Below are 25,705 nucleotides of genomic sequence, written 5' to 3' on the forward strand. Positions count from 1 at the left end.
CGGCAGTCGCGCGCCCGCCGAACGTGCTGTGCGGGCTCAGCGGCCGGGGCCGGCCCCGGGGCGCGACGGCTCGGTGCCCGACCGCGCGACGACGGAGGCCGCCACGCGCGACGCGAACGTCAGCATCTCCGCGGCGCCCTCGCGCGACAGCCGCACCGCGCCGCCGCCGAACGCCTTGGCATCGCCGAGCCAGTTGAGCGTCCCGGCCATGAACGCGTCGCCGGCCCCGATCGTGTTGACCACCTCCACCCGCACCGCGGGCACCGAGACCCGCCCGAACTCCCGGCCGAAGGCGGTACTGCCCGCCGGGCCCCGGGTGAGGACCACCAGCCGGTTCTCCGCGGCAAGCCGCTCACAGGTGTCCTCCGGGGCCGCGCCCGGCCAGAGCGCGCTCACGTCCTCGTCGCTGACCTTGAGGATCCCGGCCAGTGCGCACAGCTCCCGCAGCCGGCGTACGGCGGAGCCGCTGTCCAGGGTGCGGTCCTCGCGCACGTTCGGGTCGACCACCAGGACGCCGTGCCCGGCCGAGGCGCGCGCGGTCGCGGCCACGGCCTCGGCGGCGGGAGCGACGACCGCGGCGAGCCCGCCCGCGTACACGGCGCCGAAGCGGCCCACGTCGGCCGTGCGCTCCGGCAGCCGGAAGGTGGCGGTGTCCTGCAGGTGGAAGTGGTAGCCGGTGCCGTCCGGGCCCGGGTCGGCGACCGCGAGTGCGGTGGGCAGCTCCGAACGGGCGCACAGATCCAGCCGAGTTCCCGCGGAGACCAGCCGCTCCTCGATCAGGCGGGCGAACCCGTCACCGCCGAGCCCTCCCGCGAACCAGCTGGGAGTGCCCAGCCGAGCCAGCCCGGCGGCGACGTTGGCGGGTGCGCCGCCGGGCTGGGCCCGGTGGGTCCCCGGATCGTCCGGGGACGGCACCAGGTCGATGAGCGCCTCGCCCATCACGAGGACGGCATCGGGCCCACCGCTCACGGCTCGACCACGATCTTGCGGCCCTGGCCGGCCTTGAACCGCTCCAGGGCTGCCGGGTACTGCTCCAGCGGCAGCCGGTCGCTGATGAAGACCGCGGGGTCGATGACTCCCCCGGCGAACAGCGCGGCGGCCCGCTCGTAGCTGTGCAGCACGGCCATCGAGCCGGTGATCGTGATCTCCTGGTTGTAGATCCGGTAGGGCTCGATGACGGCGGTCGTCGCGTAGTCCGCGACGCCGAACTGCAGGAACGTGCCGCCCTTGGCGACCCGGCCGAGACCGTCCTGGATGGCGCCCGCGTTACCGGTGGCGTCGACGACGACGTCCCAGCCCCGTACCGTCTCCAGCTCGTCCGCCGAGGCGGCCGAACGCGAGACGCCGAGCTTGACGGCGGTGGTCAGCCGGTCCGGGTTGACGTCCAGGATGTCGACGGACGCGGCGCCGGTGCGCTTGGCCAGCTCCAGCATCATCAGCCCCATGGTGCCGGAACCGTAGATGAGCACCTTGGCGCCCAGCGTGGAGCTGAGCACGTCGTAGCCGCGCACCGCGCAGGAGAGCGGCTCGATCAGCGCCGCGGTGCGCACGTCCACGTGGTCGGGGAGCTTGACGCAGTTCGCCACCGGGGCGACGGCGAACTCGGCGGCCCCGCCGGGCTTACTGACCCCGATCGCGTTCCAGTTGTCGCAGAGGTTCCCGCGTCCGCTGCGGCAGTAGTGGCACTCGTGGCAGTGCAGCGACGGATCGACGGCGACCTTGTCACCGATGGCCAGCTCGGTCACCTCCGAGCCGGTCTCCACGATCTCACCGGCGAACTCGTGCCCCGGAATGATCGGCAGCGCGGGTGCGAACTCGCCCTGGAGGATGTGCAGATCGGTGCCGCAGAGTCCGCAGGCCTTGACCGCGACGACGACGTCCCGGGGGCCGGGGGTGGGGTCGGGGACGGTCTCGACCGACACCTTGCCGACGGATTCGATGATCGCAGCCCTCATTTGACAGCTCCAAGAGAAAGGCCCTGGACGAGTTTGTCCTGGGCGGCGAAGCCGGCGGCGAGCACCGGCAGGGACACGACGACGGACGCGGCGCACAGCTGGGCGAGGAAGAGTCCCTGGCTGGTGACGACGCTCGTCAGGAAGACGGGGGCGGTCTGGGCCGTCACCCCGGTGAGCACCCGGGCGAAGAGCAGTTCGTTCCAGCTGAAGATGAAGCAGATGAGCGAGGTGGCCGCGATGCCGGGTGCCGCGACCGGCGCCACCACCCTGGCCAGCACGGTGGGCAGCCGGGCCCCGTCGACCTGTGCGGCCTCGATGATGGACACCGGCACATCGGCCAGGAACGACTGCATCATCCAGACCGCGATCGGCAGGTTCATCGACGTGTAGAGGATGACGAGGAACCAGATGTTGTCCAGCATCCCGGTGTTCTTGGCGAACAGGTACACCGGCAGCAGACCCGCGACGACCGGCAGCATCTTCGTGGACAGGAAGAAGAACATCACGTCCGTCCACTTCTCCACCCGCCTGATGGAGAGCGCGTACGCGGCGGGGAGCGCGAGTACGAGCACGAAGAGCGTGGAGAAGACCGACGCGGTCACGGAGTTGATCAGCGGCGGCCAGGGGCTGGCGCCTCCGCCGGCGCCGAAGAAGACCCGGTAGCCGTCGAGGGTGAGGGGCGCGCCGAGCGACGGGGGGTTGGTCGCGGCGTCGGCCTCCGAGTGGAACGAGGTGAGCAGCATCCAGAGTGCGGGGGCGCAGAAGGCGATGCCGACGATCCAGGCGACCAGCCCGAGGACGGTGGAGCGTCGCCTGCCCCTGCGTACCGTGCGTGCGTGCTCGGCGCGGACGGTCGGGGCGGCCTGCGGAGCGGTCAGGGCAGTCATGCGCGGTTCGCCTCCTCACTGAAGAGGGACGAGACCACGCGCAGGGCGAAGGTCGCGACGACGATGGTGCCGATCACCACGACCACGCCTGCGGCGGACGCCAGTCCGTATTCGTGAGCTTGGTAGAAGGTCTGGTAGATCGTGTAGGGGAGGTTCGCGGTGCCGAGTCCGCCGGCGGTGATGGTGAACACGGCGTCGAAGTTCTGCACGATGTAGATGGAGCCGAGCAGTACGCCCAGTTCCAGGTAGCGGCGCAGGTGCGGCAGTGTCAGGTAGCAGAACATCTGCCAGGCGTTCGCACCGTCCAGCCGTGCGGCCTCCATCTGCTCGGCGGACCGGCTCTGCAGTCCGGCGAGCAGGATGAGCATCATGAACGGGGTCCACTGCCAGATCAGCGCGGCCGCGACCGCGGCCAGCGGCATGTCGGAGATCCAGTCGGGCTGAGCGGGGGTGTCGACGCCGAACAGTCCGGTGAACCAGGCCCAGCCCCCGTTCAGCAGGCCGTACTCGGGGTTGTACAGCAGGTGCTTCCACATCAGCGCCGCCGAGACGGGCACCAGGAGGAACGGGGTGATCAGCAGGGTGCGCACGAATCCCCGGCCGATGAACGCGCGGTCGAGCAGCAGGGCGAGGAGGAGCCCGAGCACGACGCTCACGATCACGACGCCCGCCGTGAGCCAGACCGTGGTGAACACCGAGTCGCGCAGGCTCGGGTCGCTGAACACTTCGCCGTAGTTGGCGAACGCGTTGAAGCTGCGCGAGTCGGGCGAGAGCGAGTTCCAGTCGAAGAACGAGATCACGACCGTTGCCACGAACGGCAGCTGGGTCACGGCGATCAGGAAGATCAGGGCGGGGAGCAGCGGGGCGCGGGTGGCCCAGACCCGGGCCCGGCCGGGGCCCTTTCGGGCCTTGCGGGGTGCGGCGGCGTCAGCGGGTGCTCCGGCGGGCGAGACTTCCGGGGTGGATACGGAGGTACTCACTTCTGCTCCTTGCCGACCTTTTCGGCGAGTGCCTGCGAGGCCTTCAGGGCGTCGGACACCGACTGGCGGCCGGCGATCGCGGAGCTGATCTCCTGCGAGACCTTGGTGCCCAGATCGGTGAACTCCGGGATGTCGACGAACTGGATGCCGACGGTCGGCCGGGGCTGGGTTCCGGGGTCACGCGGGTTCGCGCCGGCGATGGCCTGCTGGGTGACGCTCGCGAACGCGGAGGCGTCCTTCAGGTAGTCCTTGTTGGAGTACGTCGAGGCGCGCTTGCCCGCGGGGACGTCGGGCCAGCCGACCTTCTTGCCGACGAGGTTCTCGTAGTCCTTGCCGGAGGCCCAGGAGATGAACTTCCAGGCGCTGTCGGTCTTCTTGGAGGCCTTCTGCATGCCCCAGGCCCAGGTGTAGAGCCAGCCGGAGGTGTCGGTCTTCTCGACGGGCGCGGCGACGTATCCGACCTTGCCCCTGACCGGGGAGCCGGCGGCCTCCAGCGATCCGGCGCCTGCGGTGGCGTCGTACCACATGGCCGTCTTGCCCTGCGTCATGTTGTTGAGGCACTCGGCGTAGCCGGACTGGGGAGCGCCCGCTTCGCCGTGCTTCTTCACCAGGTCGACGTAGAACTGGACGGCCTTCTTGAACTCGGGAGAGTCGAGCCTGGCGTTCCAGTCCTTGTCGAACCAGGTGCCGCCCATGGTGTTGACGACGGTGGTCAGCGGTGCGATGACCTCGCCCCAGCCGGGCAGGCCGCGCAGGCAGATGCCCTTCATGCCGCTCTTGGCGCCATCCGCCTTGGCCGCCAGGTCGGCGACCTGCTGCCAGGTGGGCTTGGCCGGCATCTTCAGGTTCTTCTCGGCGAAGACGTCCTTGCGGTACATGAGGAAGGAGGACTCTCCGTAGAACGGCTCGGCGTAGAGCTTGCCGTCCTGCGCGGTGAGGGATTCCTGGAGCGGCTTCAGGATGTCCTTCTGGTCGAAGGCCTTGTCCTTCGCCGTGTACTCGTCGAGCGGGTGCAGCCAGCCGTTCTTCGCGTAGAACGGCACCTCGAAGTTGCTGATGGTGGCGACGTCGTACTGGCCCGCCTGGTTGGAGAAGTCCTGGGTGATCTTGTCGCGCACGTCGTTCTCCGGCAGCACCGTGAAGTGCACCTCGATGCCGGTCTCCTTGGTGAAGTTGGCCGCGGTGAGCTTCTGCAGCTGCACCATCTGCGGGTTGTTCACCATGAGTACGTTGATCGAGTCTTTGTCGCCGGACGCACTGCCGCCGCCCGCGCCGCTGCACCCGGCGAGCAGGGCCGTGAGGGCGGCTCCGGTGCCCAGTCGCACACTCAGCCTGCTTCGGCGTTGCTGAAGGTGGAGCATGTGGTTCTCCTGATCACTCGTCATCGAGGGACTGCTTGCGTGTTGTACTAGACATGTCAGGCTGCCCGGCCGGCGGAGGCGGTGCGCGACCGTGCGGGGGTGCGTCAGGCGCGGATGACCTGTGGGCCCAGACGTGAGTAGCGCTGGGCCTCGGCGGAGGCCAGACCCGTATCGGTGACGATCGACTCGAAGTCACCGACCTCGGCGAAGCGGCAGAAGCTCACGGCGCCGAACTTGGTGTGGATGCCGGCGAAGACCCGGCGCCGGCTGCTGCGCATGGCCTGGGCCTTCACTTCGCTCACGGCCGGGTCGGGCGTGGTCAGCCCGTACTCGCGGGAGATGCCGTTCGCCCCGACGTAGGCCAGGTCGATGACGAATCCGGCGAGCATCCGGGTCGTCCAGTGGTCGACGGTGGCCATCGTGGAACCCCGCAGCCTGCCGCCGAGGAGCAGCACGGTGGTCTTCTCCGCGTCGGCGAGAGCGGTCGCGACGGCGAGGGAGGCGGTGACCACGGTCAGGGGCCGGTCCCTGGGCAGTGCCTCCGCGACGAGCATGGGCGTGTAGCCCTCGTCGACGAAGACCGTCTCCGCGTCGCCGAGGAGGTCGGCCGCGGCCGCCGCGATCCTGGACTTCTGGGGGACGAGACGGCTGGTGCGGGCAGCCAGCGTCGTCTCGAAGCCCGCGCTCTCCACGGGATAGGCGCCGCCGTGGGTGCGGCGCACCAGTCCGTGCTCCTCCAGGATGTGCAGATCACGCCGGACGGTTTCCTTGGCCACCTGGAGCGTCCCGGCCAGTGCGGTTACGTCCACCGATCCTTCGCGTCGGGCAATCTTGAGGATCTCTCGTCGGCGCTCGTCGGTGTCCACGACACACTTCCCTGCGTTCGCTGCGACTCAGGCCCCGTTCGGGCTCATGGGTCGTTTGTACAAGCAAGGGACCCGCTGCGACCAGGCTCTTCACAACGTCACCTGTGCCCGTTCGTGCCCGTTTCGCCGAGGCCGTATCGGCTGGTCAAGCCGCACGGACGGGTCGCGTCCGCCCGGACTCCTGCCCGATCAAGGCCGAGGGAGCGCCCGAACGGCGCCCGCAGCGGTCGGCACTCCCCCGCCGGAACCGCGTGACGCTGCCCGTTCAGAGGACCGGAGGGCGGCCGAGCCGGGTCATGCGCCACACGGTGCGCCACTTCATCGGCCGGCGCGGCCCGCACGGCGTCCGCAGTCCCTCGGCGAACCCGCCCCACCAGGCCCGCAGACCGGCGGCCGAGCGCATCCGCGCCATGGTCAGGGAGATCCAGACCCCGAGGTAGACCGGGATCAGAGCGGCCGGGAGGCGCCGGCGGGCCAGCCACACCCGGTTGCGGGCGGTGAAGCGGTAATGGGTCGCGTGCCGGGCCGGGGACGTCCTCGGGTGCTGGAGCACGAGTTCGGGTTCGTAGCGGATCGTCCAGCCCGCGTCGAGCGCACGCCAGGCCAGGTCGGACTCCTCGTGTCCGAAGAAGAACTCCGCCGGCCACCGGCCGATCCCGTCGAGCATCGCCATCGAGAAGGCGTGTCCGCCGCCGAGGAAGGCGGTCACCGCGCCTCCCCGCATCGGGTCCCCGGCGCGCAGCCGGGGCACCCAGCGCCGCTCCGTCACCCCGTGCTCGTCAGCGACCCGGAACCCGACGATGCCGAGCCCGGGGTCGTCGGCGAACAGCCGCTGGACCCGGCGGAACACGTCTTCGGCGATGAGCAGGCCGTCGTCGTCCAGTTCGACGACGACATCCACCTCCCCCGACTCGCTCAGCGCCCTGAGTCCGACGTTGCGGCCACCGGGGCAGCCCAGGTTCTCCGCCAGCGGGATCCTGGTCACGTCCGCCGTGATGTCGGTGAGGGGCGCCGCGTTGCCGACCAGGACCACTCTCGCCGCCGGCACGTCCTGCTTCTCCACCGAGGCGAGCAGTGCGGCCAGCTCGACGGGGCGGGTGCCCATCGTGACGATGACGACTCCGAGGCGTGGCAATGGCATGGGGCTTGCTCCAGCGGTCGGTGAAAGCGCCAATGCTAGGGCCTGTCTTCAAACTGCCGTCGTCGCCCGAAGGGCGGCCGGGCGGCGTCAGGTGCGTGCTCTCGGCGTGCGGGCCCCAGGCCCCTGTACTGGACGTACCGGGGTCCGGGGCCGGTGCGGCGGGAGTGCGTGCATGGCGTCGCACGGCAGACGGCAGTTTGAAGACAGGCCCTAGCCCCATGCCGAGCAGGGGCCGGCCGCCCTGCGGGCGGCTAACCAAGCGCTCCGATCGCGCCGATGGCGACCTTCGCGGCTCCGGCGATGAGGGCGTCGTCCCGTTCGGCGTCCTTGGTGGAGCGTCGCGAGAGGACGGCCAGGGTGATCGGGGCGGCGCCGGGGGGCCAGATGACGGCGATGTCGTTCCGGGTGCCGTAGCCGCCCGTGCCCGTCTTGTCGCCCACCTGCCAGTGGTCGGGAACTCCCGCGCGGATGGTGTGGTCACCGGTGGTGTTGCGCCTGAGCAGGTCGGTCAGCACGGCCCGTTTGTCGGCGGGAAGCGTGCTGCCCAGGACGTACGCGCGCAGGTCGGTGGCCAGGGCGCGGGGGGTGCTGGTGTCGCGGGGGTCGCCGGGGGTGGCATCGCTGAGCGCGGTCTCGTAGCGGTCGCAGCGGGTGACTTCGTCACCGAGTGAGCGCAAGGCCTTCTGCAGGGCGTAGGGGGAACCGAGTTCGTGGAAGAGGAGGTTGGCGGCGGTGTTGTCGCTGTAACGGATGGCGGCGTCGGACAGCTCGCGCAACGTCATGCCGGTGTCGACGTGCCGCTCGGTGATGGGCGAGGCGCTCACGAGGTCGTCTCGGCCGTAGCGTACGAGCCGGTCCATCTGCCGCAGCGAGTTCTTGTCCAGTACGGCGCCGACGAGCAGCGCCTTGCAGGTGGAGGCGAAGGCGAAACGCTCGTCCGGCCGGTGGGTGACGGTCCGGCCGCTGCCGGTGTCGAGCGCGTGGACCCCGAGCCGGGCGTCGAACTTCCGCTCCAGGTCACGGAATGCCCGTTCGGTACGGGGGTCGGCGGAGGCCGGGCCCGAAGGGGCCGGCGAGCTGAAGGAGGCGGGCGAGGCGTCGTCCGGGGCGCCCGCGCATCCGGCGAGGGGCAGGGCGGCGAGTCCGGCCAGTACGGCACGACGGGACAGCGAAGTTCGAGTGTGCATGGCATACGGGCTTTCTGTTCCGGGGACGTGGCTGTCCGAAGTCAAGTCGGACGCCGGGCCACATGTCGAATACCATCTCGGCATCTCCCTCATTCACAAGCCATATCACCGCATGCCAGGAGGTACGGATTGCTCACCGAACGACACCTGGAAATCTTCGTCGCCCTGGCGGACGAGGAACACTTCGGTGCGGCCGCCCAGCGTGTGGGTATGACCCAGCCGCCGTTGTCGCAGGGCCTGCGGAGACTGGAGGCACTGCTCGGGGTGCGTCTGTTCGACCGTGAGCGGGGGGTGTTCCTCACCGAGGAGGGGGCGCTGCTGCTTCCGCACGCCCGCCGCGCCCTGGCCGCCCTCGCGGAGCTCCGCGAGACCGGGGCCCGGGAGCAGGCCGACGGCCGGCGGCTGCGGATCGGGCTTGCCCCGGAGGTGCCGGCGCCGCTGGCCGCCGAGGCGGCGGCGGCCCCGGTCCGGGCGGGTGAGCGTGCCAGGATCGCCATGGTGACGGCGTCGACGGCCACACTGCTCGCCGACGTCGCGGCCGGACGGGTCGACATCGCCGTGATCCGGCATCCGTCCGTGCTGCACGGTCTCGCCGCGGGCCGGGTGATCCTGCTGCCGACCTGGGTGCTGTCCCCCGCCGGGGTCGACGCGGGCGGTGGCAGAGCCGCGCCACGCCTGCCCGTCGCGGTGCGTCCGCGTGCCGAGGCGCCCGCCGCGCACGACCTGTTCGTCGACACCCTGGCCAGCCGGGGCCGTCGCGTGGAGACCGTGGTGGTCTCCGACGAGCGCGCCGCCCTCGCCCTCGTGGCGGCGGGTCAGGCGGTGCTCGTCACGGCGGACGAGGCGCTGACGGCGTCCGGGGTGGAGCGCCGGACGGCGACGGACCCGCCGCTGCCCCTGCGTCTGCGGGTCGCCTGGGACCCGCGCCGTCCCGGTGCGCTGGAGACCGCCGGGACGGCGCAGCTGCTGGAGGACGCCCTGGCCCGGAAGGTGGCACCGTGAGCCGGTCGCGCCGGGGCGGCGGTGTGGAGCGCGCCATCCGCGACATGTTCGACGACGCGGGCGTCCGGGGCTGGCTGCACGTGGCGGATCTGCGCCGCCCGGCCGCCCGCGTGGTCATCGATCCCGGCGAAGAGCTTCCCCTGGGTTCGGTCTACAAGCTGCCGCTCATGGCCGCCTTCTGCCGCCTCGCGGACGCGGGGCGGCTGGACCCTTGCCACCGGGTGACCCTGGATGCCGCCGACCGGGTCCCAGGCCCGACGGGCGTCTCCATCCTCCAGGACCCCGTCACCATGTCCCTGCGCGATCTGGTGACGCTGATGATGACCGTCTCCGACAACACCGCGGCCGCCGCCGTCCTGCGGGCCGTCGGCGCCGATGCGGTGGATGCCGTCTGCCGCCTGCTGGGAATGCCCGACACCCATGTCCGCGGCGGTGTCGTCAGCACGTTCAGCCGGCTGGTCGCGGAGACGGGAGCGCCGTCGCTGGACGCGGCCCTGGCCCATGTCGCCGACAACGACACCGTCGTACCGGCGGGCGTGTACGACCCGGCCTTCAAGGCGTCCGGCACCCCGGCGGACCTGGCACGGCTGCTGCGGGCGGTCTGGACGGACGAGGCCGCCTCGGCGGAGGGCTGCGCGTTCATGCGGGAGGTGATGCGCAGGCAGCCGTGGACGCACCGCCTCGCCTCGGGGTTTCCCTACGACGACGTCACCGTCTACGGGAAGACCGGCACCTTCGGTTCGCTCCGGCACGAGGCCGGGGTCGTCGAACTCGCGGACGGCAGCATCTACACCGCGGTGGTGTTCACCCAGGCGGCCAGGGCCGACAGCAGGCTGCCGCGCGCCGACGCCGTGATCGGGGCAGCGGCGCGGGCCGCGGTGGAGGAGCTGCGGGGGAACCAGGACACCTGACCCGGGCCGGTTCCCCCCTCACCGTCGAGGACGCCGGCACCCGGCCGGCCCCGCCGCCGCGGTCAGAGGGTCTCCAGAGGATTCGGAGCGTCCACCGGGATCTGTTCGACGACCTCCCAGCGCTCCGCGATCAGGCCGTCCTGGATGCGGAAGATGTCGGCCACCGCGATGTCGAGCGCGCCTCCGGGCAGCCACCGGTGGGAGAACAGCGTCACGAAGGCGCCCTGCGCCACCACGCTCCGGATGTCGATGCGCAGCTCCGCGTGGGGCAGCTTCCCCGCCGCCTCGATCCATTCGGCTTTCGTGGAGGTCCGGAACGGCAGCCCGTGATCGGCGTAGTCGTCGCACAGCAGCGGCGATACGGCATCGAGGTCGCCCCTGCCGTAGAACTCCAGGCATTTCAGGATCAGTTCGCTGTTGTCAGTGCTCATGCCGCCGAGTTTCGCGCCGCGTTCGGGCGGTGTCGATGAACTCCCGGTTCATGGAACGTCTCCGGCGCGGCCGGTACTCTCAGCGTTGTGGAGACGGTAGGCGCCCTGTTGCGCGAGTGGCGTCACAGCCGACGGCTGAGCCAGCTCGATCTCGCGCTGGCCGCCGATGTCTCACCCCGCTACGTCAGTCTCGTGGAGACCGGCAGGTCCCGGCCGAGCGCCGGGATGGTGCTCCGCCTCGCGGCGCAGCTGGAGGTGCCGCTGCGGCACCGCAACCGTCTGCTGGTGGCAGCCGGGTTCGCGCCCCGGTACGGCGAGCGGCCGCTCGACGAGCCGGACATGTCAGCCGTCCGGGACGCCCTGAACCAGGTGCTGCACGCGCACGAACCGTACCCGGCGCTGGTCGTCGACCGGCATTGGAACATCGTGCTGGCCAACGCACCGGTCGGGCTCTTCCTCGAAGGCGTCGATCCCGCGCTGCTCGCCGCTCCGGTCAACATGGTGCGGCTCGGGCTCGATCCGCGAGGGCTCGCCTCCCGGATCGTCAACCTCACCGAAGTCGGCTCGTTCTTCCGCGCACGCTTGTCGCGTCAGCTCGCCCGCACCGGCGATCCGGTGATCGGCGCACTGTACGACGAGTTCTTCGCGGAGCGTGAGCCGGACGAGCCGGACGAGCCGGTCCCCGCAGCTGGGTCGGAGGTGGCGATTGCGATGACCTTCCGGTTCCGGGGACGTGAGCTGAGGCTGTTCTCGACGATCACCACGTTCGGTACCCCGCACGACATCACGCTCGACGAGCTCTCGATCGAGTCGTACTACCCGGCGGACGCCGACAGCGCCGCCTTCCTGCGGAGCATGGCCGACGTGCGAGGCGGCCCGCCGCTGCTTCACGGGCACGACGGAGACGACGGAGAGCCGGACACCTGACGGGCCGCGAGAGCCGACTGGGGCGCGGATGCGGCTGAGGGTGCGGCTGTGGCCGGCGCCCCGGCCAGGACCGGGCCCCAGGCGAACGGCGGATCGGGGATCTCCCGGCGCAGCACGGGCGCGACGTCCGACTGGAAGAGCGCGAGCGAGTCCCGGTGTTGGCGGTCCGACAGTCCGCCCGCGTCCGCGCCGAGGTGGAGGACGGTGTGCCCGAACCGCTCGTGGTAGCGGTGCACCTTCTCGATGATCTGCTGCGGACTGCCGATCAGCGCCGAGCTGCGCTCCACGAAGTCCTCCAGGGTGGTGAACACCGGTTCCAGGCCCAGCTGTTCCTGGAAGGCGAGGTTCCCTTCGAACACCGGCCGGTAGGCGGCGAGCGCCTCCTGCGAGGTCCGGGCCGCGTAGAGGCCGGCTGTTCCGGCGCCCACCGCGATGTCCGCCGGATCGTGGCCGTGGTGCTCCCAGCGTTCGCGGTAGTAGCGGATCAGCTCGGCGTAGGGCTCGATGGTGTTGGTGACGTTGGCGGAGAAGAGCGGATCGCCGTAGCGGGCGGCGAGATCGACCGACTCCCTGCTGGTCGCGCTGCCGTGCCAGACCCGGACCGGCTGCTGGAGGGGCCGGGGCCACACCTGCGCGTCCTTGAGCTCCGGACGGAAGCGGGTGGCGGCGGTGACCCTGTCCTGGCGCCAGAGCTGCCGGAACACCTGGTAGCTCTCGGCGTTGCGGTCCCACTGGTCCTCGGGGGTGACCCGGAACAGCTCCCGCTGAGCGGCGCCGTTGCCCTTGCCGATGATCAGTTCGAGGCGGCCGCCGGAGAGGTGGTCCAGCGTGGCGTAGTCCTCGTAGGCGCGCACCGGGTCCAGGAGGCTGAGCGTGGTGACGGCCGTGAACAGCCGGATCCGGGAGGTGAGCGCGGCGATATGGCTGAGTACGACCGGTGGCGAGGAGGAGATGAACGGCCGCTCGTGCCGCTCCCCCACGCCGAAGCCGTCGAAGCCCAGTTCCTCGGCGAGGAGCGCGTTGTCGAGTACCTCGCGGAAGCGCTCGGTGGTCGGCTTCCGCACACCTGTCACGGGGTGCGGACCGTGCACGATCAGGGTGACGGCGAGGAACCTCATGAGGCCTCACGCTCGCCGCGCGCGTCGTCGGGGTGGTCCAGGCCGAGGTGGTCGCGCAGGGTGGCGCCCTCGTACTCCGTCCGGTACACGCCCCGTTCCTGGAGCAGCGGGATGACCCGGTCGGTGAACTCGTCGAGGCCGCCCGGGGTGATGTGCGGGGCGAGGATGATCCCGTCGGCGGCGTCGGTCTGGACGAACTCGTTGATCGTGGTGGCGACGGTGGCCGGGGATCCGACGAAGGCCTGGCGGTTTCCGGTCTCGATGACCAGGTCGCGGATGGACCACTTGTTGGCGGCCGCGCGCTCCCTCCACTCGCGGGCGGTGGCCAGTGGGTCGCGGTACATCCGTACCTGGGCGCGGCCTCGGGCGACGGTGTGCTCGCCGGGGTCGGGGTCGATGTCGGGGAGGGGACCGTCCGGGTCGTAGCCGGACAGGTCCCGGTTCCAGACGAACTCCAGGTGCTTGATCGCGGTCGCGCCGCTGACCTGCAGGCGGCGCACCTCGCGGGCCTGTTCCTCCGCCTCGGCGTCGGTGTCGCCGAGGACGAAGGTGGCCGCCGGGAGGATCAGGAGCTGGTCGGGGCGGCGGCCGTACCTGGCGAGGCGGCTCTTGACGTCCGTGTAGAAGGCCCGCCCTTCCTGCAGGGTGGCGTAGCGGCTGAAGATCGCGTCCGCGCTCGACGCGGCGAATTCACGGCCTTCGTCGGAGTCACCCGCCTGGAAGATGACGGGCCGTCCCTGCGGGGAGCGGGGGACATTGAACTGGCCCTCGATGTCGAAGTGCTGCCCCTTGTGCACGAAGGCTCCGGCCTTCGCGTCGCTCAGGAACGTGCCCGTCCGCCGGTCCGCGACGATCTCGTCCCCGTGCCAGGAGTCGAAGAGTTCGTTCGTGGTGGACAGGAACTCCTTGGCCCTGGAGTAGCGCTCGTCCTGCGGGAGGAAGCCGCCTCGGCGGAAGTTCTCCCCGGTGAAGGCGTCCCAGGAGGTGACCACGTTCCAGGCGGCGCGCCCGCCCGAGAGGTGGTCGAGGCTGGCGAACTGGCGGGCCACCTCGTACGGCTCGTTGAAGGTCGAGTTGATCGTGCCGGTCAGGCCGAGGTGTTCGGTGACGGCGGCGAGCGCGGCGAGGACGGTGAAGGTGTCGGGCCGCCCGACCACGTCCAGGTCGTATATCTCGCCTCCCTGTTCGCGCAGCCGCAGGCCTTCGGCGAGGAAGAGGAAGTCGAACTTCGCGCGCTCGGAGGTCCGGGCAAAGTGTGCGAAGGAACTGAACTCGATATGGCTGCCGGCCTTCGGGTCACTCCACACGGTGGTGTTGTTGACTCCGGGGAAGTGGGCCGCGAGATGGATCTGCTTGAGCGGCTTGCTCATGATCTGGGGGTCCTTCCGGCTCAGGCGGTCGAGGTCGCGGTGGCGGCGTAGCGGTTCGCCGGACGGGTGAGCCCAAGCAGTCCGCGCAGGGTGCCGGCCTCGTACTCCCGGCGGAAGACGCCCCGGCGCCGCAGTTCGGGGACCAGGCCCCGGGTGATCGCCGGGAGGTCGTGCCCCGCGACGGCGGGGCGCAGCCGGAATCCGGTCAGTCCGGCCGTCGCCAGGTCCTGGAGGAGATCGGCGAGTGCGGCGGGCGTTCCGGTGAAGACCGGGGCGTCGCTGGTGTACGGCTCGCCCGCGAGGTCCTCCAGCCGTTCCCGGCGGGCGGCGGCCGCGGCGGGGTCGTCGTCCAGGAAGACCACCAGGTCGCCGAAGACGTGCAGGGTCTCCTCGGCGCGGCCCGCCGCCGCCTGTTCGGTGCGGATCTCCTCCACGACGCCTCGGGCCTCGCCGGCGTCGTGCGGGGTGACGTATCCGATGTCGGCGGAGCGGGCCACCAGACGGTACGGGACGGTCGCGTGCGCCAGGGCGCTGACGACGGGCTGGCCCTGGGGCGGCCGGGGCGTGACCGAGGGGCCCTTCACCCGGAAGTGCGTGCCCTCGAAGTCGATGTAGTGCAGCTTCGTACGGTCGATGAAGCGTCCGGTGGCGACGTCCCGGATCTCGGCGTCGTCCTCCCAGCTGTCCCAGAGCCGTCGCACCACCTCGATGTGGTCGGCGGCCTCGTCGAACAGGCTGCTCAGCAGCTCCTGCCCGGCGGGGGTGGAGTAGTCCCCGGCGCCGAACGGGGGGAGGGTGCGGCGGCCGAAGTGCGCGGCCTCGTGCCTCCGGGCCGTGACCTGCAGGCGCAGGCCCGCACGTCCGGTGCTCACGTAGTCGAGGGTGGCGATGGCCTTGGATATGTGGAAGGGCTCCGTGTGGGTGGCCACCACCGTCGGGACGATACCGATGTGCCGGGTCAGCGGGGCGATCCGCGCCGCGATGAGGACGGCGTCCAGCCGGCCCCGGACCTGGTCGGTGCGCCCGTCGGGCTCGGTGCGGGACGAGGACTGGAGGCCGAGTCCGTCCTCGATGGTCACGAAGTCGAGCAGTCCGCGTTCGGCCTCGGTGACCAGGTCGCTCCAGTAGGCGGCGGTGAACAGTTCGCCGGGCCGGGCCGTGGGTTCGCGCCAGGCGGCGGGGTGCCAGCCCGCGCCGTCCAGGGCCACGGCGAGATGCAGGGGAGAGGGTGACGAGGACACGGAGGTGGTGCCTTCCTGATCGACCGTACGGCGGAAGCCGGCCCGGACCCCGGGCGCCGACGAGCCGGTCGGGAACGACACGACGGAGCGCGGGCGCACAGCACGGTGCGGGGCCAGGGAGGGGAGGACGACGCACCGCGGCAGCGGTGGGCGTCAGAGCATCAGAGCGTCAGAGCGCCGGAAGGCGGTCAGCCTCGGCAGCGGACGCGACGGGCGGCGGTACACAGCGCGCTGCTGACACGCTGCAGGTCGACGGCGCGGTCCGCGCAGAGCAGGACGCGGCCCCGGGACCGCCAGGCAGCCATCCCTTCAGCTGCGTGCATCGCTCTCACCGTCACCATTCCGCCCCGTGGGGCCTCGCGGCTGCCGGACACCGTCCGGTCATCTCCTGCGGCATCCCGCAGCGCGGGTATCACCGGCCGGATGATCCGGGCTTCTCGCCGGCACCGGAGCCGTTGCGCACCGCAAGTTATGCATGCGTCAAGGGGAGTGTCAACGCCGGTGACCAACAGGCGAGATGCCCCCCGTGGCCTCCTTGACGGCGTCACGTGGCGCACGGAAACTGGCCTGGACGGTCACGATTGTCAGCGCCCCCGTGCGGGATCAGTCCTGCTCACGGGGTCATCGGCCCCGGCCCGCTGGCAGGCAACCCTTCCACCGCGACGGGGTGCCCCGGGTGACGACCGGGTCCCGCCGGCGTGGCGGGGCAAGCGTGGTCTCGCGTCTCGCGAGCCCCGGAGTCAGGACGGGCGGGATTTGTCCAGGAACGGCTTGACGAGGCGCCTGCACATCGATCTGTTGCGTGTCTCCAGCGCGTACTAGGACCTGACACTCCGCACGGCAGGTCCGCGCTGTCGCGTTTTCGGGCCGGGTTTCCGAAGCGCAGTCGTTCCCCATCCGGTCGCCGGTGCCCACAAGGCGGCGGTGGCTTCCTCGTTCCCACAGGGATCTCCACAGGGAGAGTCATGCCCGAGACAGCTTCGCGCAGTTCCAGCACAGCCAACTCGATCACGTGCGGCTCGATCCCGTCCGGACCGGGTCCGTGCGTTCCGCACCCCCGTCCCAAGGTGACCGTGCCGTCCTCCCGCATCCACAGCCGCATCGGGGTCGGCCTGGCCGGCGGCTTCTACCCGGCCCCGCACCGCTACGAGCTCTTCCTGTCGGCGAGTTGTCCGCGGTCGATGCGTATCTCGATCACTCTCGCCCTGCTCGGTCTCCAGGACTCGGTCGCCACCACCTTCCTGGGGCACCCCGCCGGGGCGCCCGAGGCGCTCGCCTCGCTGCGCAGCGCGTACGAGGCCACGTTGCACCACTACGACGGTCCGCTGACGGCGCCCGCGCTGTGCGACCGGTGGAGCGGACGCATCGTCAGCAACCACACGCCCGACATCCTCCGCGATCTCGCGGGCCTGCTCTCGGGCCATGACGAGGCCCGTCCGTCGGCGCTGCGGCCGCCGGAGCTGGCGGCGGACATCGAGGCCCTTCGCGAGCTGCTGGACCGGGATGTCACGCCCCGGGCGGGTCGTACGCAGCGGTCGGCGGCCCTGGACCTGCTGGAGCGGTCGCTCGCCCCGCGGCCCTACGCGCTGGGCGAGGAACTGACCGCTGCGGATGTGGACCTGTGGGTGGCGCTCGTCCATCTCGGCCCGGCCGGCACTCTTGGCGCCCGTCCCCGGCTCCAGGAGTACGTGGAGCGCCTCGGCGGCCACCCCGCCTTCCCGAAGCCGCCGGAGCGCTGAACGCACCGGCGGCGTCGGCCGGGGCGGCCGGGGCGGCCGCCCTCGGCGTTCCCCCTCAGGCTCCGACGTAGGCCGCGAGGTGTTCGCCGGTGAGCGTGGAGCGGTCCTCGACCAGATCGGCGGGGGTGCCCTCGAAGACGAGCGATCCGCCGTCGTGACCGGCGCCGGGGCCGAGGTCGATGATCCAGTCGGCGTGCGCCATGACCGCTTGGTGGTGCTCGATCACGATGACGGACTTCCCGGAGTCCACGAGCCGGTCGAGCAGGCCGAGCAGTTGCTCGACGTCCGCGAGGTGCAGGCCGGTGGTCGGCTCGTCGAGGACGTAGACGCCGCCCTTCTCGCCCATGTGCGTGGCCAGCTTGAGCCGTTGCCGCTCACCGCCGGACAGGGTGGTGAGCGGCTGGCCCAGGCTGAGGTAGCCGAGCCCGACGTCGGCTAGCCTGCCGAGAACGCGGTGGGCGGCGGGTGTGTGCGCCTCGCCGGCGCCGAAGAACTCCTCGGCCTCGGTCACCGACATCGCGAGCACCTCGCTGATGTCGCGGCCGCCGAGACGGTATTCGAGCACCGAGGCCAGGAACCGCTTCCCCTCGCACTCCTCGCAGACGGTGGCGACGCCGGCCATCATCGCCAGGTCGGTGTAGACGACCCCGACGCCGTTGCAACCGGGGCAGGCACCCTCGGAGTTGGCGCTGAACAGGGCCGGCTTCACGTCGTTGGCCTTGGCGAACGCCTTGCGGATCGGGTCGAGCAGCCCGGTGTACGTGGCGGGGTTGCTCCGTCGCGAGCCCCGGATCGCGCCCTGGTCGATCGACACCACCCCGTCCAGTCCGGAGACCGAGCCGTGGATCAGTGAGCTCTTGCCGGAGCCGGCGACGCCCGTGACCACGGCGAGGACCCCGAGCGGGATGTCGACGTCGACGCCGCGCAGGTTGTTCGCGTCCGCTCCCCGGACCTCCAGCGCGCCGCTGGGCTTGCGCGGCGCTTCCTTGAGAGTGGCCCGGTCGTCGAAGTGGCGCCCCGTGACGGTGTCGCCGGCCCGCAGACCCTCGACGGAGCCCTCGAAGCAGACGGTGCCGCCCGCCGTACCGGCCCCGGGGCCCAGGTCGACGACATGGTCCGCGATCGCGATCGTCTCCGGCTTGTGCTCCACGACGAGCACCGTGTTGCCCTTGTCGCGCAGGCGCAGCAGCAGCCGGTTCATCCGCTGGATGTCGTGGGGGTGCAGCCCGGCGGTCGGCTCGTCGAAGACATAGGTGACGTCGGTGAGCGAGGAGCCGAGGTGGCGGATCATCTTGACGCGCTGGGCCTCGCCGCCCGACAGCGTGCCCGTCGGCCGGTCGAGCGAGAGGTAGCCGAGTCCGATCTCCACGAACGAGTCGAGCGTCTGCCCCAGCGCGGTGAGCAGGGGTGCGACCGAGGAGTCGTCGCGACCCCGGACCCAGTCGGCCAGGTCGCTGGTCTGCATCGCGCAGGCCTCGGCGATGTTGATCCGCTTGATCTTCGAGGACCGGGCGCCCTCGCTGAGGCGGGTGCCGTCGCACTCGGGGCAGGTGGTGAAGGTGACGGCCCGCTCCACGAACGCGCGGATGTGGGGCTGCAGGGCCTCCTTGTCCTTGGACAGGAAGGACTTCTGGATCTTGGGGATCAGACCCTCGTAGGTGAGGTTCACGCCCTCGACCTTGACCTTGGTCGGCTCCCGGTGGAGGAAGTCCTGCATCTCCTTCTTGGTGAACTTGCGGATCGGCTTGTGCGGGTCGAGGAGTCCCGATTCGGCGTAGACCCGGACGGTCCAGAAGCTGTCGGACTTCCACCCGGGGATGGTGAAGGCGCCCTCGGCGAGGGACTTGGAGTCGTCGTAGAGCTGGGTGAGGTCGATGTCGGAGACGGTGCCCCGCCCCTCGCAGCGCGTGCACATGCCGCCGGTGCGGTTGAAGGTCGCCTTCACCGCCTTCTTGGCGCCGCGCTCCACCGTGATGGCACCACTGGCCCGGACCGAGGGGACGTTGAAGGCGTACGCGCCCGGCGGGCCGATGTGCGGCTTGCCGAGGCGGCTGAAGAGGATCCGCAGCATCGCGTTCGCGTCGGTGGCCGTGCCGACCGTGGAGCGCGGATCGGCGCCCAGTTTCTGCTGGTCCACGATGATCGCGGTGGTCAGCCCGTCCAGGACGTCGACCTCGGGCCGCGACAGCGTGGGCATGAAGCCCTGCACGAAGGCGCTGTAGGTCTCGTTGATCAGCCGCTGCGACTCCGCCGCGATCGTGTTGAACACCAGCGAGGTCTTCCCCGAGCCCGAGACACCGGTGAAGACCGTGAGCCGCCGCTTCGGGATCTCGATGCTGACGTCCTTGAGGTTGTTCACGCGCGCGCCGTGCACGCGGATCACATCGTGGATGTCGGCGGCGTGCGGCGCCGACGACCGCGCGTCCTTACTCGTGGCCATGCTTATCGGTTCTCCATCTGTCTGCTGTCGGCCGGCTGTCTTCCGTCGGGCGACTGTCTTCCGTCGGCCGGCTGTCTTCCGTCGGCCGGGCTGAGGACTGTGGGCATGGTTCTACTTGGCCGACGTGTCCGTGGCAACGCATCCCGGCGGGCGGTGCCGGCCGGGATGCGCGACGGCCGTCCCCGCTGGTCCCCGCGCCCGCTGTGCCGGGCGCGCGGGACGGCTCAGCGGCCTTGCTCAGGTGTCCTGCAGGATCCCGAGCACATTGCCGTCCGGGTCCGTGAAGGTGGCCACCAGGCGTCCGCCGCCGACGTCGTGCGCGGGCTCCTTCACGGTGGCGCCCGCCGCCGTCACCTCGGCCAGCTTCGCCTCGATGTCGGGTACCTCCCAGTAGGTCACGGGCGAGGCCACGCCCTGCCCTCCCCCGTCCGGCACGAGACCGATGTGCTGGCCACCGGCCTCGTAGCCGACGTAGTAGGGCGCGTCCGCCTGCGGCTCCACGCCGAGCAGAGCCGTGTACACCGCCTTGGCGGCGGTCAGGTCGGACACGGGGTGCAGGACGGTCTTGATTCCCTTGGCGGCAGAGCCGGTCATGGTCGCTCCTGTGGTTCGTGAGGCGCGGGGCCCCATGCGGACGGTCGCGCCGGGCCGGCCCGGAGGTACGGAGCCGGCGGTCGCGGTCGGCGCCCGATGTCCGGGCGCTCGGTGTCTGGCCATCACGCTAGCTGCGGCCCGGTGACCGCGCTTCTCCATTCCTGACCGGTCCCCGCAGGGGTCCCGGAACGCGCTGCGCCCCTTCGCCTCGGCACGCACCCCAGGTCAGGGCCGTGTACCGGTCGTATTGCTGCCGTCCGGCACCGGGTCCATGCTTGGGAGCATGGGTGACGAGGGCGGCCCCGAGCTCATCGCGTACGTCGAGCGTGCCCTCCGCGTGATGGAGGCGGCAGGATCGCACTCGGCGGATGTCCCCGTGCGGCAGCTGGCCCGGGAGGCGGGTCTGCCCGTGGCCACCGTCGAACGGCTCCTGAGGGCGCTCGCACGGGACGGCTATCTGACCGAGGCGGCCGACGGCGCGTTCGCCCTCTCCCCCGAGCGCTCGTCGCCGGGCGCCGCGGGCGACGGGCGTGGGCTGCCGGCCCGTGTAAGGCCCGTTCTGAAGTCGTTGCGCGACGACCTCTCGGCCGCGGTCTACCTGACCCTGTACGAGGAGGGCGAGATCCGGGTCCTGGAGATCGTCGACAGCGCCCGAGCCCCTCGGGTGGATCTCTGGGTCGGTTTCCAGGACGCCGGACACGCCACGGCTCTCGGCAAGAGCGTGCTGCGAGAGCTCGACGAGCAGGCGCGCGCCGAGTACTTCTCCCGGCATCCGCTGACCGATCTCACCCCCCGCACCATCACACGGCGGGAGGAGCTGCTGCGGCAGCTCGACTCCACGCCGGCGGCGCCGGTCGTCATGGACCGGGAGGAGTACGCGCGCGGGACGACCTGCATAGCCGTGCCCGTGTACAGCGGTGACCAGATCGGTTCGCTCGGCATCTCCTTCCGGTCGGACCGGATGTACCGGACCACCCGGGTCCGGGCCGGACTGCTGTCCTCGGCGATGCGCGTGACCATGGGCCTCTCGCTGCCCGACTGACGCACGCCGGGCCTCGGCAGGACCCGGGATGGGCCGGGCCGGTCCCCGACCACGCCCCGTTTCCCGGCAGTTCGAGAAAATCCGTGGCGGTCCGGTGTCGCGAGCGATACGGTCGTCGCGATGATGACTCACTCTGTTCACAGATTGGGGGACCCGTCCGCGCAAGGTGAGTGCTGATGCTCACCGAGACCGCGAACCGGGATTCCCGTATTTCCTACTGGCTGCGCGTGCGCGAGTTCGCCGTGCCGCCCTCCATGATCGAGACCGCGACCGGCCGCCGTTCCTCCGGGGACTGGGCAGGCGCGTGCGCCGCCGCCGGCGTAGACGTCGATCTGAACCTGCATTCCGTGGCGGACGCCCACGGCCGCGAGCTCGCGGCCCGTGTCCGGGCCGATCTGCGGCATCTGGCGCCCGACCTGCTGCGCTGGCACCTGCCTCGAACGGCTCCCGACGGGCTGCTGCGCCCGGGTCTGACCATGGCACTGGCCCGGTACCAGGCCGGGGGCCGGGACGGCCCGTACCCGGTGCAGCTCGTGATCCGGACGCCGCCGGCCTGGGCGGACGGCGGTCAGCGCATCAGCCTCGCGCTGTGGGCCGGTTCCCTCTGCGACGCCGCTGCACGACGGCACCCGCATCCCCACCCCAGCCGGCGGTTCCGGCTCGATCTGCACCGCCACCTCTGGGACGCGCGCAGGGCCGGCGAGCTGCGGAGCCGCTCCGGGGCCGGCCGGCCGGCCGCCGGCCCGCGCCCCGTACCGGACCTGCCGCTCCCGGGTCCTGTGCCGGCGCTGCGGCTGTACCGTTTCGCCGTCGACCGGTGGGCGGACGAGGCCGGGATCCTGCTCCGGGCCGAGGGGCTGCCCGCCGGTCCCGTCACCGTGCGGTGCGGGGCCGGGCACCGGCTGCTTCTGGACCCGGCCGTGGACGGGGACGGCCCCGGGCCGCCCGCGCTGCGGATCTCGGCGGCGCCCGCCGAGGGGGGCGCCACCGCGCTGCCGGTCCTGCCCGACGCGGCGGCCTGGATGCCGCCCGACCTGGAGCTGCTCCGGGCCGGTGCGATCGAGGCCGGACGGCTGCACCCGCTGGTCGCCTCGGCCCTGGCACCGGAGCACGCGCCGTCGAGCGACCACCGTGATCCGGACCCACCGGGCGGACCGCGCCTCGTGGAGTGCCGGGGCGCCCGGCACCGGATCGGGCTGGTCGACGGGGTGCTGGCGCCGCTCGACCACGATCCGGCCGAGATCCGCCGCGAGGAGTTGCTGGTCGCCCTGACCGGCAATCCGCTCCCCTGTCTGCGGGCCATCGACGAGGCACACCGCCGCCCGCACTGCCTCAGCGGGGTACGGGAACGGCTCCTGCACGGCGACATCAGCGGCGCCCTGGCCGTCGTCGAGGGTCTGCTCGGCCCCGACGCGGTGCTGCGGGGCGGCGCCCTGCGGGACGAGCTGGAGGCCGCCGCCCAACGGCGTTTCACCCACGGCCTGTTCAGGGCCGGCCTGACCGGCGGCGGACCGGGGTCCGCGCCCGGCCGGTTCTTCCCGGCTCGTCCCCGTTCCCTGCCCCGTCCCCGTTCCGGTGACCGTACCCCCCGCCCACGCCTGGCGACCTTCCGCTGACCTGAGGGCCCCGCCCGTCTCGCGTGCCTCGTGCGCGCGTCAGGACCGCCGTGCCGAGAACCGCGCGCCACGATCCGCACATCACGAACCCACAACCGACAGGTGATCAAACATGCCCTCATACGCACCGTTCGCGACCCACGACGCCCCTGCCCGACCGGCCGAACCGGCCACCGCCCATGTCCCTCAGCTCGACGTCGCAGGTGAGCTGCTCGCCCTGCTGCGCGACACCGGCACCGAACCGCGCCCCGACACACAGCTGGAGGCGCTGACCCTGGCCGTGGCCGCCGACCTGCCGGTGATCCTCTGGGGCGAGCCCGGAATCGGCAAGACCGCCGCCCTGACCCAGCTCGCCGCGTCCCTGGAGCTGCCGCTGACCACCGTCATCGCCAGCGTGCACGAGCCGTCCGACTTCTCCGGGCTGCCCATCGTCGGCGACGACCCTGCGGAACAGGGGGTGCCGATGGCCCCGCCGGACTGGGCCGTGCGGCTCGTACGGGCCGGCCGGGGGCTGCTGTTCCTGGACGAACTGTCCACCGCGGCCCCGGCCGTGCAGGCCGCCCTGCTCCGCCTCGTGCTCGAACGGCGGATCGGCTCCCTTCGGCTGCCACCCGAGGTACGGATCGTGGCGGCCGCCAATCCCCGGTCCTCGGCCGCCGACGGCTGGGAGCTGAGCCCGCCCCTGGCCAACCGGTTCGTCCACCTCCAGTGGGCCCACGACCACGAGGTCGTGGTGCGCGGGCTCGGCGGGACCTGGCCCCGTGCGACGCTGCCCCGGCTCTCCCCCGACGCACTGCCGCAGGCGGTGGAGTTCGCCCGCCGCGCGGTGTGCGGGCTGCTGTCCGCGCGCCCCGCGCTCGTGCACCGGCTGCCCAGCAACGAGGCCCGCCGGGGCGGCCCTTGGCCCTCGCCTCGGACCTGGGACATGACGCTGTCACTGACCGCCTTCGCGACCGCGGCCGGTTCCTCCCGTGAAGTGCTCTCCGCGCTGGTCCGGGGCACGGTGGGGGACGGCCCGGGGCTGGAGCTGCTGGCGAGCCTGGACCGGATGGACCTGCCCGACCCCGAACTCCTGCTGGCCGACCCGGCCTCGGCCGTCCTGCCCGAGCGCGGGGACCTGCGTCAGGCAGCGCTGGACGGCGTGGTGGCCGCTGTCCGCAACCGCCCCGAAAGGCCCCGCTGGGACGCCGCGTGGGAGCTTCTGGTCCGGGCGCTGGAGACCGGGGCCCCCGATCTGGTGGTCGTCCCCGCGACCACACTCGCCTCGCTGCGCCAGGAGGACTGGGACGTGCCCGCCGCCATCGAGCAGCTGGCCGGGGTCGTATCACTGTCCCGCCGCGCGGACCGGGCGGCGGCCCGTACGGCAGCCGCCGCACAGGCCCGCCGATGACGGCCGGGACGCAGGAATCGCGCCGGACACCGGCCGCGCCGCTGCCGCTGGACGTCGACAAGCTCTTCGCCGCCCGGCTGCACGCCGCCCGGGTCCGCCCCTACCTGGCGACGGCGCTGTTCGCGCTGCACACCGTCGAATCGCGGCGGGTGCCGACGATGGCCGTCGACCGGCACTGGCGGTGCTACGTCTCCCCGGCGTTCGTGGCGGCCACCCCGGTGGAGGAACTGGCCGGGGTGTGGGTGCACGAGATCTCGCACCTGCTGCGCGACCATCACGGACGCGGTGACCGGGTCGCGCGGGAGCGCGGGCTGACCGGCCCGGGTGAACGTCTGCGGATGAACATCGCCGCGGACTGCGAGATCAACGACGACGTGTTCGGCGAGGGGCTGGCCCGGCCGGAGGGGGCCGTCGACCCGCGCGGCCTCGGGCTCCCCGAGGGGGAGCTGATGGAGGACTACCTGCGGCAGTTCCGCCTGGGGCCGCGTACGCAGGACCTCGCCTGGCTGGACTGCGGCAGCGGGGCCGACGGGCTGGAGAGGGAGTGGGACCTGGGGCCGGAGGGCGCTCACGGCCTGAGTGCCCAGCAACAGGACGCGGTCCGGTTCCGGGTGGCCCAGGGCATCACCGGCCGCCCGGGAGACGCTCCGCAGGGGTGGCAGCGGTGGGCGGAGGAGGCGTTCCACCCGCCGCAGGCGTGGCGGGAGTTGCTGGGGGCGGCCGTGCGCTCGGCGGCCTCGGGCCCCGGGACCGGCCAGGACTACACCTACGGCCGGCCGTCCCGCCGTTCGGCCGGGGTGCCCGGCGCCGTGCTGCCGAGCCTCCGCCGCCGGCCGCCCCGGGTCACCGTGATCATCGACACCTCCGGTTCGGTCAGTGACGCCGAACTGGGCAGCGCGCTCCTGGAGGTCGCCGCCATCTCCCGCTCCGTCGGCGGCCGCCGGGACCTCGTCAGCGTCCTGTCGTGCGACGCGGCGGCCGGAGTCGCGCACCCGCTGTGCCGCGCCGAGGGCATTGCCCTGATCGGCGGTGGGGGTACGGACCTGCGTTCGGGTTTCGCCAGGGCGCTGCGGGCCCGGCCCCGTCCTGACGTCGTGGTGGTCCTCACGGACGGGCAGACGCCGTGGCCCGCGGCGCGGCCGGCATGCAGGACGGTGGTGGGCCTGTTTCCCCGGCGCCACTCGCGCGGGTCGTGGAGCGAGGACGATCCCGACTACGTGCCGGACTCGCCGCCCGCGTGGGCGCGCACGGTCGAGATCGGCTCGTCCTGCGGGTAGGGCCTGTCTTCGAACTGCCGTCGTCGCCCGGCAGACGGCAGTTCGAAGACAGGTCCTGGGGCCTGTCCGGTGGGCCCGTCCGGCGTTGCCCGCAGGGCCCGGGGCGGCCCGCCTGCTAATGTGGAGACGCTGTTCAGCGTGTACGGAGGAGATCAGACATGGCGGGTGACGACGACATCTCCGGGTGATACCCGGAGCTGACCGGCCACCGGCGGGCGCCCAGGAGCGCA

22 protein-coding genes and 1 riboswitch are annotated in these 25,705 nt (G+C 71.9%); of the genes, 8 read left to right on the forward strand and 14 right to left on the reverse strand.

The window, feature by feature from the left end:
* Positions 1 to 36 precede the first annotated feature (36 nt).
* The 8 genes from EDD93_RS33775 to bla all read right to left on the reverse strand — a co-directional run bounded on the left by EDD93_RS33775 (position 37) and on the right by bla (position 8,377).
* The gene (locus EDD93_RS33775) at positions 37 to 969 is read right to left on the reverse strand and encodes a PfkB family carbohydrate kinase (RefSeq protein WP_123529857.1); all 933 of its coding nucleotides are present in this window, start codon (positions 967 to 969) and stop codon (positions 37 to 39) included.
* The gene (locus EDD93_RS33780) at positions 966 to 1,955 is read right to left on the reverse strand and encodes a zinc-dependent alcohol dehydrogenase family protein (protein ID WP_123529859.1); all 990 of its coding nucleotides are present in this window, start codon (positions 1,953 to 1,955) and stop codon (positions 966 to 968) included. The genes EDD93_RS33775 and EDD93_RS33780 overlap by 4 nt, the downstream gene beginning before the upstream one ends.
* On the reverse strand, positions 1,952 to 2,842 hold the full coding sequence (locus tag EDD93_RS33785) for a carbohydrate ABC transporter permease (RefSeq protein ID WP_123529861.1): 891 nt from the start codon (positions 2,840 to 2,842) through the stop codon (positions 1,952 to 1,954). Before EDD93_RS33785 ends, EDD93_RS33780 begins: the two co-directional genes overlap by 4 nt.
* Positions 2,839 to 3,822 carry a carbohydrate ABC transporter permease gene (locus EDD93_RS33790; protein ID WP_123529863.1) on the reverse strand — a complete coding sequence of 328 codons (984 nt, stop codon included), beginning with the start codon at positions 3,820 to 3,822 and terminating at the stop codon, positions 2,839 to 2,841. Before EDD93_RS33790 ends, EDD93_RS33785 begins: the two co-directional genes overlap by 4 nt.
* Positions 3,819 to 5,183: a sugar ABC transporter substrate-binding protein gene (locus EDD93_RS33795; protein WP_123529865.1), complete on the reverse strand. Its 1,365-nt coding sequence runs from the start codon at positions 5,181 to 5,183 to the stop codon at positions 3,819 to 3,821. The genes EDD93_RS33790 and EDD93_RS33795 overlap by 4 nt, the downstream gene beginning before the upstream one ends.
* A gap of 104 nt (positions 5,184 to 5,287) precedes the next feature.
* Entirely contained in the window at positions 5,288 to 6,049 is a 762-nt protein-coding gene (locus EDD93_RS33800) for a DeoR/GlpR family DNA-binding transcription regulator (protein WP_073733958.1), read from the reverse strand.
* Positions 6,050 to 6,314: 265 nt separating this feature from the next.
* Positions 6,315 to 7,190 (reverse strand): glycosyltransferase family 2 protein, encoded by an 876-nt coding sequence (locus EDD93_RS33805; protein WP_123529867.1) that lies wholly within the window; start codon positions 7,188 to 7,190, stop codon positions 6,315 to 6,317.
* Between the two features lie 251 nt (positions 7,191 to 7,441).
* A complete protein-coding gene (bla, locus tag EDD93_RS33815; RefSeq protein WP_123529869.1) occupies positions 7,442 to 8,377 on the reverse strand; it encodes a class A beta-lactamase in 936 nt (311 codons plus the stop codon).
* A gap of 129 nt (positions 8,378 to 8,506) precedes the next feature.
* On the opposite strand from bla, the gene EDD93_RS33820 reads away from it, so the two are divergent.
* Both EDD93_RS33820 and EDD93_RS33825 read left to right on the forward strand, forming a co-directional pair.
* Positions 8,507 to 9,379, forward strand: coding sequence for a LysR family transcriptional regulator (locus tag EDD93_RS33820; protein WP_123529871.1), 873 nt, complete (start codon positions 8,507 to 8,509; stop codon positions 9,377 to 9,379).
* A complete protein-coding gene (locus tag EDD93_RS33825; protein WP_260256078.1) occupies positions 9,376 to 10,290 on the forward strand; it encodes a serine hydrolase in 915 nt (304 codons plus the stop codon). Before EDD93_RS33820 ends, EDD93_RS33825 begins: the two co-directional genes overlap by 4 nt.
* A 62-nt stretch (positions 10,291 to 10,352) precedes the next feature.
* Here EDD93_RS33825 and EDD93_RS33830 read toward each other — a convergent pair whose 3' ends face one another.
* Positions 10,353 to 10,721 carry a nuclear transport factor 2 family protein gene (locus EDD93_RS33830; protein ID WP_123529873.1) on the reverse strand — a complete coding sequence of 123 codons (369 nt, stop codon included), beginning with the start codon at positions 10,719 to 10,721 and terminating at the stop codon, positions 10,353 to 10,355.
* An 87-nt stretch (positions 10,722 to 10,808) separates the two neighbouring features.
* Here EDD93_RS33830 and EDD93_RS33835 point away from each other — a divergent pair, with 87 nt between their 5' ends.
* Positions 10,809 to 11,648, forward strand: a complete 840-nt coding sequence (locus tag EDD93_RS33835) for a helix-turn-helix domain-containing protein (RefSeq protein WP_123529875.1) — start codon at positions 10,809 to 10,811, stop codon at positions 11,646 to 11,648.
* Here the strand turns inward: EDD93_RS33835 and EDD93_RS33840 are convergent.
* The 3 genes from EDD93_RS33840 to EDD93_RS33850 are packed head-to-tail and all read right to left on the reverse strand — an operon-like array spanning position 11,609 to position 15,377.
* The gene (locus EDD93_RS33840) at positions 11,609 to 12,766 is read right to left on the reverse strand and encodes an LLM class flavin-dependent oxidoreductase (RefSeq protein ID WP_123529877.1); all 1,158 of its coding nucleotides are present in this window, start codon (positions 12,764 to 12,766) and stop codon (positions 11,609 to 11,611) included. The two genes, EDD93_RS33835 and EDD93_RS33840, sit on opposite strands and share 40 nt — an antisense overlap.
* Positions 12,763 to 14,136 (reverse strand): NtaA/DmoA family FMN-dependent monooxygenase, encoded by a 1,374-nt coding sequence (locus EDD93_RS33845; protein ID WP_123529879.1) that lies wholly within the window; start codon positions 14,134 to 14,136, stop codon positions 12,763 to 12,765. The genes EDD93_RS33840 and EDD93_RS33845 overlap by 4 nt, the downstream gene beginning before the upstream one ends.
* A 20-nt stretch (positions 14,137 to 14,156) precedes the next feature.
* Complete coding sequence (locus EDD93_RS33850; RefSeq protein WP_123531572.1) at positions 14,157 to 15,377, reverse strand: LLM class flavin-dependent oxidoreductase; 1,221 nt, start codon at positions 15,375 to 15,377, stop codon at positions 14,157 to 14,159.
* Between the two features lie 573 nt (positions 15,378 to 15,950).
* Positions 15,951 to 16,096: riboswitch (SAM riboswitch) on the forward strand.
* A gap of 246 nt (positions 16,097 to 16,342) precedes the next feature.
* On the opposite strand from EDD93_RS33850, the gene EDD93_RS33855 reads away from it, so the two are divergent.
* Positions 16,343 to 17,116 carry a glutathione S-transferase C-terminal domain-containing protein gene (locus EDD93_RS33855; protein ID WP_123529880.1) on the forward strand — a complete coding sequence of 258 codons (774 nt, stop codon included), beginning with the start codon at positions 16,343 to 16,345 and terminating at the stop codon, positions 17,114 to 17,116.
* 55 nt (positions 17,117 to 17,171) lie between these two features.
* On the opposite strand, the gene EDD93_RS33860 is transcribed toward EDD93_RS33855, so the two are convergent.
* The gene (locus EDD93_RS33860; protein ID WP_123529882.1) at positions 17,172 to 19,556 is read right to left on the reverse strand and encodes an excinuclease ABC subunit UvrA; all 2,385 of its coding nucleotides are present in this window, start codon (positions 19,554 to 19,556) and stop codon (positions 17,172 to 17,174) included.
* A 237-nt stretch (positions 19,557 to 19,793) separates the two neighbouring features.
* The gene (locus EDD93_RS33865; RefSeq protein ID WP_123529884.1) at positions 19,794 to 20,150 is read right to left on the reverse strand and encodes a VOC family protein; all 357 of its coding nucleotides are present in this window, start codon (positions 20,148 to 20,150) and stop codon (positions 19,794 to 19,796) included.
* Positions 20,151 to 20,433: 283 nt separating this feature from the next.
* On the opposite strand from EDD93_RS33865, the gene EDD93_RS33870 reads away from it, so the two are divergent.
* From EDD93_RS33870 to EDD93_RS33885, 4 genes are all read left to right on the forward strand, one after another.
* Entirely contained in the window at positions 20,434 to 21,192 is a 759-nt protein-coding gene (locus EDD93_RS33870; RefSeq protein ID WP_123529886.1) for an IclR family transcriptional regulator, read from the forward strand.
* A 176-nt stretch (positions 21,193 to 21,368) separates the two neighbouring features.
* Positions 21,369 to 22,808: a hypothetical protein gene (locus EDD93_RS33875; RefSeq protein WP_123529896.1), complete on the forward strand. Its 1,440-nt coding sequence runs from the start codon at positions 21,369 to 21,371 to the stop codon at positions 22,806 to 22,808.
* Positions 22,809 to 22,920: 112 nt separating this feature from the next.
* Positions 22,921 to 24,198, forward strand: coding sequence for a MoxR family ATPase (locus tag EDD93_RS33880; RefSeq protein WP_123529898.1), 1,278 nt, complete (start codon positions 22,921 to 22,923; stop codon positions 24,196 to 24,198).
* Entirely contained in the window at positions 24,195 to 25,475 is a 1,281-nt protein-coding gene (locus EDD93_RS33885) for a DUF2201 family putative metallopeptidase (protein WP_123529900.1), read from the forward strand. Before EDD93_RS33880 ends, EDD93_RS33885 begins: the two co-directional genes overlap by 4 nt.
* Positions 25,476 to 25,705 lie beyond the last annotated feature (230 nt).

Origin of the sequence: Streptomyces sp. 840.1, assembly GCF_003751445.1 — a bacterium.
Taxonomy (GTDB): Bacteria; Actinomycetota; Actinomycetes; order Streptomycetales; family Streptomycetaceae; genus Streptomyces.

Excerpts from the sequence above, each read along its gene's own strand:
- EDD93_RS33780 (WP_123529859.1), bottom strand. The coding sequence starts at position 1,955 with ATGAGGGCTGCGATCATCGAATCCGTCGGCAAGGTGTCGGTCGAGACC.
- EDD93_RS33785 (WP_123529861.1), bottom strand. The coding sequence starts at position 2,842 with ATGACTGCCCTGACCGCTCCGCAGGCCGCCCCGACCGTCCGCGCCGAG.
- EDD93_RS33795 (WP_123529865.1), bottom strand. The coding sequence starts at position 5,183 with ATGCTCCACCTTCAGCAACGCCGAAGCAGGCTGAGTGTGCGACTGGGC.
- EDD93_RS33805 (WP_123529867.1), bottom strand. The coding sequence starts at position 7,190 with ATGCCATTGCCACGCCTCGGAGTCGTCATCGTCACGATGGGCACCCGC.
- bla (WP_123529869.1), bottom strand. The coding sequence starts at position 8,377 with ATGCACACTCGAACTTCGCTGTCCCGTCGTGCCGTACTGGCCGGACTC.
- EDD93_RS33830 (WP_123529873.1), bottom strand. The coding sequence starts at position 10,721 with ATGAGCACTGACAACAGCGAACTGATCCTGAAATGCCTGGAGTTCTAC.
- EDD93_RS33840 (WP_123529877.1), bottom strand. The coding sequence starts at position 12,766 with ATGAGGTTCCTCGCCGTCACCCTGATCGTGCACGGTCCGCACCCCGTG.
- EDD93_RS33845 (WP_123529879.1), bottom strand. The coding sequence starts at position 14,136 with ATGAGCAAGCCGCTCAAGCAGATCCATCTCGCGGCCCACTTCCCCGGA.
- EDD93_RS33855 (WP_123529880.1), top strand. The coding sequence starts at position 16,343 with ATGCCCGAGACAGCTTCGCGCAGTTCCAGCACAGCCAACTCGATCACG.
- EDD93_RS33860 (WP_123529882.1), bottom strand. The coding sequence starts at position 19,556 with ATGGCCACGAGTAAGGACGCGCGGTCGTCGGCGCCGCACGCCGCCGAC.
- EDD93_RS33865 (WP_123529884.1), bottom strand. The coding sequence starts at position 20,150 with ATGACCGGCTCTGCCGCCAAGGGAATCAAGACCGTCCTGCACCCCGTG.
- EDD93_RS33870 (WP_123529886.1), top strand. The coding sequence starts at position 20,434 with ATGGGTGACGAGGGCGGCCCCGAGCTCATCGCGTACGTCGAGCGTGCC.
- EDD93_RS33875 (WP_123529896.1), top strand. The coding sequence starts at position 21,369 with ATGCTCACCGAGACCGCGAACCGGGATTCCCGTATTTCCTACTGGCTG.
- EDD93_RS33880 (WP_123529898.1), top strand. The coding sequence starts at position 22,921 with ATGCCCTCATACGCACCGTTCGCGACCCACGACGCCCCTGCCCGACCG.
- EDD93_RS33885 (WP_123529900.1), top strand. The coding sequence starts at position 24,195 with ATGACGGCCGGGACGCAGGAATCGCGCCGGACACCGGCCGCGCCGCTG.